Source organism: Polaromonas sp. P1_E3, assembly GCF_056405935.1.
The window spans coordinates 1-8,187 of the sequence record NZ_JBFUBD010000120.1; the positions used below are offsets into that span (position 1 = coordinate 1).

The 8,187-nt window shown below is 61.2% G+C and carries 7 protein-coding genes; all 7 read right to left on the bottom strand.

Features of this window, described 5'->3' with window-relative positions; all coding sequences use genetic code 11:
* Positions 1-30: 30 nt before the first annotated feature.
* Positions 31-1,065 carry an NAD-dependent epimerase/dehydratase family protein gene (locus AC1D0Z_RS13145; protein ID WP_477658673.1) on the bottom strand — a complete coding sequence of 345 codons (1,035 nt, stop codon included), beginning with the start codon at positions 1,063-1,065 and terminating at the stop codon, positions 31-33.
* Positions 1,062-2,753, bottom strand: coding sequence for an FAD-dependent oxidoreductase (locus tag AC1D0Z_RS13150; protein WP_477658674.1), 1,692 nt, complete (start codon positions 2,751-2,753; stop codon positions 1,062-1,064). Before AC1D0Z_RS13150 ends, AC1D0Z_RS13145 begins: the two co-directional genes overlap by 4 nt.
* Positions 2,750-3,925, bottom strand: coding sequence for a glycosyltransferase family 4 protein (locus AC1D0Z_RS13155; RefSeq protein ID WP_477658675.1), 1,176 nt, complete (start codon positions 3,923-3,925; stop codon positions 2,750-2,752). The genes AC1D0Z_RS13150 and AC1D0Z_RS13155 overlap by 4 nt, the downstream gene beginning before the upstream one ends.
* Positions 3,926-3,927: 2 nt before the next feature.
* A complete protein-coding gene (locus AC1D0Z_RS13160; RefSeq protein ID WP_477658676.1) occupies positions 3,928-5,028 on the bottom strand; it encodes an acyltransferase family protein in 1,101 nt (366 codons plus the stop codon).
* A complete protein-coding gene (locus AC1D0Z_RS13165) occupies positions 5,028-6,050 on the bottom strand; it encodes a glycosyltransferase family 2 protein (RefSeq protein ID WP_477658677.1) in 1,023 nt (340 codons plus the stop codon). Before AC1D0Z_RS13165 ends, AC1D0Z_RS13160 begins: the two co-directional genes overlap by 1 nt.
* 60 nt (positions 6,051-6,110) lie before the next feature.
* Positions 6,111-7,079: a glycosyltransferase family 2 protein gene (locus AC1D0Z_RS13170; protein WP_477658678.1), complete on the bottom strand. Its 969-nt coding sequence runs from the start codon at positions 7,077-7,079 to the stop codon at positions 6,111-6,113.
* The coding region (locus AC1D0Z_RS13175) for an O-antigen ligase family protein (protein WP_477658679.1) at positions 7,076-8,187 on the bottom strand (1,112 nt) is incomplete at its 5' end. The genes AC1D0Z_RS13170 and AC1D0Z_RS13175, both read right to left, overlap by 4 nt.

The following is an 8,187-nucleotide window of genomic DNA, read 5'->3' on the forward strand; positions in this document are numbered from 1 at the left end:
CCGTCAGACCGTCCGAATTTCCGATGAATATCAGCTGTCAGGAAACGCATATATTTTTTCCACGGTGGGGCTGCCAGCTGAAGCCCTGGTACAAAACCATCGCGTCGAGTCGTGCAGTCCCGTGGCGTAGGGTGTCCAGGTTAATCCCAGTTTTTCCGTCGCTGCCTGGGAGTCGAGTCGAATGTGCTGTGCCCATAAACGGAGCAATCCGGGGGGTAGCGCCTCGGGAATCCGTCGGCTGCTGCTACCCAGGAATTTCAGTGCCCGCTCGACTGCTTTCAGCGGCGGGCCTCCCAACCAGGAGTCCACTTGCAATTGCCGCGGGCTGATGCGCCGCACCGGCGTTGCCTTGAGCTCGAGCGCCAGATCAACAAAGTAGTCGTTCCAGCGAGGACTGTCCGGCGCGGCCAGATTGAAAACGGGCAGCTCGCCCGGAGTTACCGGCAGCTGCAGCGCAACCAGCAGGGCCTGGCACACATCATCCACGTGAACAAGATTGGACCAGCCATCACCTGCGACGCCAAGGTCGCCAAGCCGTCCGGACTGAAGCCATCGGCCGATACGGCCAACCCAGAGATCGCTGCCGGGGCCAAAAATACAGCCTGGCCGCAGCATCACGGCCTCTCCGCCGCGGCGTACAAATTCCTGCAGGCAGGCTTCCGCCTCGCACTTGGCACGGCCGTACCAGCCCAGACTGGGGTCGCACGGCGCATCCTCGTTGATCAGGCCTTCTGCAGGCCCGTAGACCGACATGGTGCTCAGGTGAACAATGCGTGGACAGCCCTCCTTGAGCGCGGCATTGACCAAGGCCTGCATGCCTTCCGAGATCGAAGCCGCATCCCCCGCAACACAGTTAACGACCGCATCAAAATCTTTCAACGCCGCCGCAAGTTGTGCAGTGTCGCGGGTGTCCAGCTCCAGCCATTCCCCGTGAAAATTTCCCGCGCCTTCAGTACGCCTTTTCCGCCTTGACGCGCCCGTCGCAATTGCCCACGAAGTGCCCTGAAGCATTTCCAGAAGGCGTCTGCCGACGTGGCCCGATCCTCCCAATACCAGTATCTTCATGCGGCCTCCTTCAACTGAACAGGTGCCCGTTCCGCACGCAGCCGGCGCGACAGCAGGTCAGCCAGCCGGAGGGACATGGCAATCAGGGTCAAGGTCGGAWTGGCCTGGCTCGACGTGGGGAAAACAGCGCTCCCGGCGACAAAGAGGTTGTGCACCGAGTGAACCTGGCAGTCGGCGTTGACCACGCTGGTGCGCACGTCATTGCCCATCCGCGCAGTGCCGATGTGATGCCCTCCGTAGGCGCCAAAGCGTACAAGATCGTCCTCCAGCGTCTGGCGGTTGTACTCAAGGCTAGCCTTTCCACTGCGGGCGAATTCCTCCGCCATCACGTCCAGGGTYCCGCGGACGGAGTCGATATCAGCCTGGCTGTAGCGCCAGTCCACTCTCAGGCGAGGCATACCCAGCGCATCGACAGTCCCGGCAAGCGTGACCCGGCTGTGGGCCTGGGGGATTTGTTCGCCGTGCATTTCAAGGCTGAAGCGGTTGGTGCGGTTACGCAGGATGACCGACGGGAACTTGCGTTCTGCGAAAGAGCGCCTGGCCAGCCAATGTGTCAGAAAAGCTGTGGTGTCGAGAGGATCGGCCACCACATTGAGGAGATGGCGGGCGTAAGTGCCTGCACCGGTGCTGTGGCCGTCGTTGAGCCGTTTGCCGTATTCATAACTGATCAGCTTGCGGGCCAGGAACAGCCCCGACAACACCCCGTTGCGGTGCGCAGGGTCGGTAATACGCGGGAAGTGCAGCCGGGCAACTGCGTTGGCAAGGCCCAGGCGTTTCTGCTCGTGCGCAGCCACCGACAATCTGCGCCTGCAGTAGATGCCTTCCGGTGAAATTTCGTAGCCGTGCCGCACATTGCCGACGGGCCCATGCACTGTCAGGGTGCCGACGTTGCCGGCAATGTGGCACATGTAATAGCGTCCCACGACATCATGCTGGTTGCCCACGCCTTGTGGAACAACGTCCTGCGACGCCAATAACAGGCGCGCTGTTTCAAGTCCCCCCATAGCCAGCACCGTGGTGTTCGGCGTCACCCGGAAGTGCGTTCCTGCCAGGGTGCGTATCTCGAGTTCACGTACGGCCCTCCCGTCAGCCTGCAGCCGCACCGCAGTGCAATTGGCTCCCAGCAGTACCTGAACGTTGGGGGCAATTTCAAGCCGCCGTGCGTAGCGGTCGCCGAAATGCGTGGGGCAGGAAAACCGTTCCAGCCCGTTGGTCAGAACGCGCGAACTGTCGAATCCCGCAATTATCGGCCCGGCTTCTGGAGCCAGCGCGTCACTGGCGTCATAAATGAACCGTCCGGCCTCCGCCAGGGAGTTGGCGCGCGGATAGTAGGGAAGCAGGTCGTCATAGGACAGYGGCCACCCGCTGTGCGGAATGTAGCTTCGGGTTTCGAAATCAATGGGATCGAATGGCATACAGCGACCGCCCCAGATTGCCGTGGAGCCGCCCAGGCGCCTCTGGCGGTATTTGCCGGGCGGACTGTGCAGCCGCTCATCCGCGACTTCTCCTTCGCAGAGCGCCTGGGTAGGTGCGTGCGCCTGAAGCTGTCCGGACTCCAGCAGGAGCACGGAATGCCCTTGCTCTGACAAGGCAAGCGCCAATGCAATACCCGCAGGGCCGGCGCCGACGATGCATACGTCGGCCTGAAGGCGACTGCCTCCCTGGACGTCATCAGCCTGCGAAATCATGCGGACGAACCCTGGATGGATTTGACGGCACGCAGCGGCTGGGCCGCCACACCGAAATTGCGTTGGTGGATACGTGCAACGCTGGAAAAAAAGCGTGCCAGAGAGAAGTTCTGTTCGTAAAGTGCGCGCCCGTTGCGCTCCAGCGAGGTTCGAAGCGCCGGCTCGTTGAGCACCCTCTGCAGGCCCTGGGCGATACCGGCCGCGTCACCGGCCTGCACAAAACAGGCATTGACGCCATCGGTTAATACCGACGGGATTTCGCCAACGGGGCTGCAGACCACGGCAACGCCGTTGGCCATGGCTTCCAGGATGACCAGCGGCAGGCCTTCGTCGTAAGAAGGCAAGACCAGGACATCTGCGCGAGCCATCAGGCGCGCGACCTGCTGCTGGTCGGACCAGCCTGCAAAATCAAGCATCGCCTCAACGCCCAGTTGCCTTGCTTTGAGCCGGTAGGCCTCGATATCGCCGCCACCTGCGAGGATGACCTCGGTTCGCGAGGCATCAAACCCGGGGAGTGCGAGTGCCTGTAAAAGATCAGATACCCCTTTGCGCTCTGAAAGATTTCCCAGAAAAAGCACGCGCTGCACAGTTTGTTCCGAGGCGATGCGCCTTGCATGCGTGGGTTCGGGAACACCATTGATAACGATCTCCACACGATTGGGCTGCACACCGAGCTCTTCAATCACAAAACGCCGTGCCGACGATCCCAGCACCACACAACTGGCGGGCAATGAAAACACCCAGCGCGTCAGCATTTGCAGCGGACGGGGGAGTGACCTGTAGAAATGGTGCAACTGTGCGGCGTGCAAGTGGAGCACCACCGGAACACCAAGGGCCCGGCAGGCAATGATGATGACGCTCTTGCGAAAGAGGCTCAGGCGCTCGGCCATATTCACGTGAACACCCGCAAGCCGGCCGTTGAGCTTTCCGCGCACGACACGGGCCAGTGCAGTTGCCAATACCCAGAATGAATACAAGGCATTGGATCCGCCGCGCGTATCGAGGGGGCGAAGCTCCGCTGCGTCGGCAGGGGCTGAAAACACCTGGGCCTGGATCAGGTAATCGGCGACCTTGAACATGCCTCCGCCCTTGGGCGTCCAGGGGCACGCTAGGTAGATATAGCGCCCCTCGCGCGTTTGTGCGGCCGAATGCGGCAGCGATTCACTTCTCATGATTATTTCCCTGTACCTTGATAAGAAAGACCCGGCTTTTTAAAGAATGCGCGTTTGAAAAAGGTGGTCATGGGCCGTTCCAGCCACACATACGAGATACAGCCGGCAACCACCACGGCCATGCCTACGGCGAGCACGATGGCAAGACTGTCCTGCATGCCCATCTTTTTCAACGCCAATACGCCGGCCGGCACCACGAAGGTGTGTGAGAGATAGATGGAATAGGATGCGTCACCCAGAAAAGACAGGCGGGAGGCCAGCGGTGCGCGTGAGGTCCATGGCTCCAGCCAGAGCGACCCCAGCACGACCAGCGCCGCGCCGCAGCCCCATGTGGCAAAACGGTCAACCGAGCGTCCCCAGTCGGGGGCAAACATGAACGCCACGCCAAACACCATGACGGCCAGGCCGACTCCAGGCGACGCGCGCCGGAAATGCAAAAAGGCATAGGCAATGCAAATGCCAAGAATGAACTCAAACACAATGGTCTGGGCGTAAAAATCCAGTATGACTGAGCCCGGTACATAACGCCCCGCCGTGTAAATGAGCAAGAAGACCAACAGGCAAAACCGGATGCGTGGCGCCCCCCAAGCAATGGCCGCCGCAAAAATCGCATAAAAAAGCATCTCKAAATTCAATGTCCAGCCGACGGGAAGGGTGGGTAATACGAGGCCCCACGGGCTCACGGCCGGGATGAATAAAAGTGACGCTGTCAAATGGCCGGGCTCCACGGACGCGCGGGATGCGAGGGTTGGCAAGGCCAGCAGAAGGGCGACCTTCAACAAGGTGTAAAACCAGTAGAGCGGTGCGATCCGCAGCAGGCGCCTTCGCATGAAAACCCAGGCAGCACCCGTTCGTGACCCGGCGTCTGACGGCAGCGTGGAGGTCGACATCGCCATGACAAAGCCGCTGATGACAAAGAAGATATCGACACCTGCGGAGCCGTCTGCCCAATAGTGGGTGGGACCGGTTCCGCTGACGTGGATGGAAATGGCCTGGGTAATGTGCATGACCACGACAAGCATGGCTGCGGCAAACCTCAGGATCTGTACACCGGTAAATTGCTGCGTCGCGTGCCGCCTCTGCAGGTCTGTCTCGGAACCCATCAATTGGCAGCTCCCTGGATTGCAGTGTGATAGGTTATTGCCGAGTCCTTGACAATCCGGCTTGCGATGGTCTCGCGAGCTGGCCGCTGCCTGCGAAGCAGCCCCCGTATGAGGCCTGCGGCATTGAAGCACCAGGAAACCACTGAGTAAAGTGCCTTGGTGGCGGACCGTTTTCGCCAGGTCATCAGCAACACCGGCGCCGTGGCGATGATGCAGAAGAATGCCAGGCGCACAGATGCAGGAACGGGCCAGAACACCAGGCTCGCCATGACAGCCCACCAGCCGAGCACTGCCATATACAGGCGCAACTCCCGCAATCCCTCCAGGGCCAGATGCAGGCGCGGCTTGCCCGCTGCCGCGCGGACCAGCTCGCCGAGCCCGCAGATATACCGGGTTCGCCAGCGCCGCATTAAAAGCCGGTAGGGTGGTGCGTCGTGGCCGAAGTGATTGACGGCGTCCACCGGCAATCGCCAGAGGCGCCAGCCGAGGGCACGCAGCCTTATGGCCAGGTCAAATTCTTCGTAGCTGTGAAGGTTCCGGTCGGAAAGATAACCTGCCGCTTCAATGGCGGTGCGGCGATAAAGCCCGCCGCCGTCGAGCCGGTCCACTTTTCCCGGCCGCAGGTGTGGCGAGTCCCGTTCTCCACGCGCCATGTACTCCAGGCTCTCGGTGTTTTGTTCCACCACGCGACCGCCCACGCCTGCAACATCCTCATGCGTATCCAGGAAGGCGAGGGCTTTCTCAAGAAAGCCCTCTTGCATCTGCATGTCGCCATCGAGGATATAAATGAAGTCGCCGTGCGAATGCTGGTAGCCGAGCTGCGGGCCGACGCCACAACATCGCTCATTGGGATTGGCCAGCTGGACGATGCGTATGGGGTACGTGCAGGCCAGCTCCACTGTGCGGTCCGTCGAACAGGAGTCGGCCAGGATGACCTCTCCGCCAACAGCAGAGACGGCACGCAGCGCGCTCTCGATGGTCGCCCGAATCCGTTGTTCCTCGTTCAGGGCCTTGATGACCACGGAGACCCGGCACGAATGCCACAGGGGTGTCATTTTGCGAGGCAATTTCTGGTTCATTTTTTATCCTGCTTCGGCCGGATTGCCGGCGTGAATGGTCCGGTGCGTGCGCCAGAGCTGCCAGTTTTTCACCAACTGGCCAGGCATGAAAAGCATGGCCGCAGTCAGCCACCAGCGTCTCCCCGTAGCCGCGCGGTGTGCACGAATCAGCCAGTCGAAACCTTCACGGCGGCTTCCGGATGCCAGTGCCTGCCGCGCCAGCGTCAACTCGTGTTGAGCCACCAGCCACAACGCAGACCGGCGTTGCCTGTTGGTCAGAGCCCCTGAGAGCGCACGCGCGCGCATGCGTTCCAGGAACGGAGGCATGGCCAGCTCGGGATGATGTGTGGTCAGGCCGCCTTCCACCGCCAGCCGATATGCCATCAGGGGAGACCGTACCAGCGCAACAGGCGTTTTCTCTGCCAGGCGAAACCATAGATCCAGGTCTTCGCCGTGCGATTCCCCCGAGGGAAAGCAGGGCTGCATCTGCAGCAGGCGCGCGCGCCGCACGGACACGGCGCTGGTGCATAGCGATGGTGCAACCATCCAGCGCCGCGGCAGATCGGTGATGAGTTCCACCTCCGGCTGGGATGACAGCGCCGGCCAGCGCGGCGGCCACATGGTGGGAGTGTCAGGAACGGGCAGAAAGTCGGTAGCGACCGTATCCACATGCGGGTAACCTGCTTGCGTTTCCAGAAGGGTTGCGAGGTATTGCGGGTGATGCCAGTCATCGGCGTCGAGAAAAACCACCCATTCACCCTCTGCCAGCGAAATCCCCAGATTCCGTGCTGCCGAAACGCCCGCGTTGGCCTGGCGTACCAGACGCAGCCGAGGATCGGGTATGAATGTCACCAGTTCCGCACCACCGTCGGTGGAGCCGTCGTCGACCACAATGATTTCGAAATCCGAAAAGGATTGCGCCAGCACCGAGGCGATGGTGTCGTTGATGTATGGCGCCTTGTTATAAAGCGGGATGACGACGGAAAATTTCATGGTCGGGCTCGAGAGGTAACCGGCGAGGGATGGAAATTCCCGGCAAAGCGGGGCTCCGCACTTTCCGTAAAACTCACCGGTTGTTTTTGTCGGGCGTGCGCTTCATGCGCTGCCGCTGCCAGCGTCATCAGCAAAAGCACATGGGTGGTGAGCTCGGGGCCATAACCGAACAGCAGCAGCGGCACTTCACTGATGGACCGCAGGGCCAGCGCCACAAATAGCGCCAATGAAAGGCCGCCACTGGCACGTGCATAGCGAATGGAAAGAACCAGCAGTACCAGGGCATACAACACCAGTGCAGCCGCACCTACCGCGCCGGAGCGGGACAGCGTGTCCATAAACTGGTTGTGCGCATGGGTCGCGTTGGGCATGCCGATGCTGTCGCGGAAGCTGACATCCCACAGGGTCGGACCGTAGCCGAATACCGGGTTTCGCTGCCATTCGTCATAGGCAATGGCCCATATCTGGTCACGGCCGGTCATGGAGGCCAGTTGCGCGCCCTGGGCGCTGTCAAAGAAGCTCGATAACCTTGCATCGATATCGCCAAACATCAGCGCCAGCGTTATGCCAGCCACCGCAAACATGAACCCCACCAGCGAGACGATGCCAAATTCCGGTCGTACCGGGTCGCTGGCACGGCGCAGAAATTCAGGGCCCCGCCGTACAGCGAGGATGCAAGCCGAGCACAGCGTGAAAGAAATCCAGGCCGTCTTGGATTGGGCGAGAAAAAGCACAAGAAGCCCCATTCCCCATGCCAGCCGGTTAAGCCAGACGCGTTGCAGCGGCCGGGCGAGAAGGCACAGCAAGCCCAGTTGCGCCAGCATGCCGAGTGACACCGCGTGTGCGGCCAGCCCTGCCAGACGCGGTACGCCCGGCAGCAAGCCCTGGGTATAGGACAGATCCAGTACCAGCGACGGTTTGAAAGGGATCAGCAGCAACCCTGCAGCCATGAATAGCAACAGGGCATTGCGCGCTGCCCTGAATGCGAGGTCCCGTTCAATGCTGCTGGCAAGCACTGCCGCGGTGCCGATGAGCAGTGGATAAAGGTAGTCATGCGACACGTGCGGATGCAGGCCCAGGAGGGCCGGCGCAGCCACCGTGCCTGCCC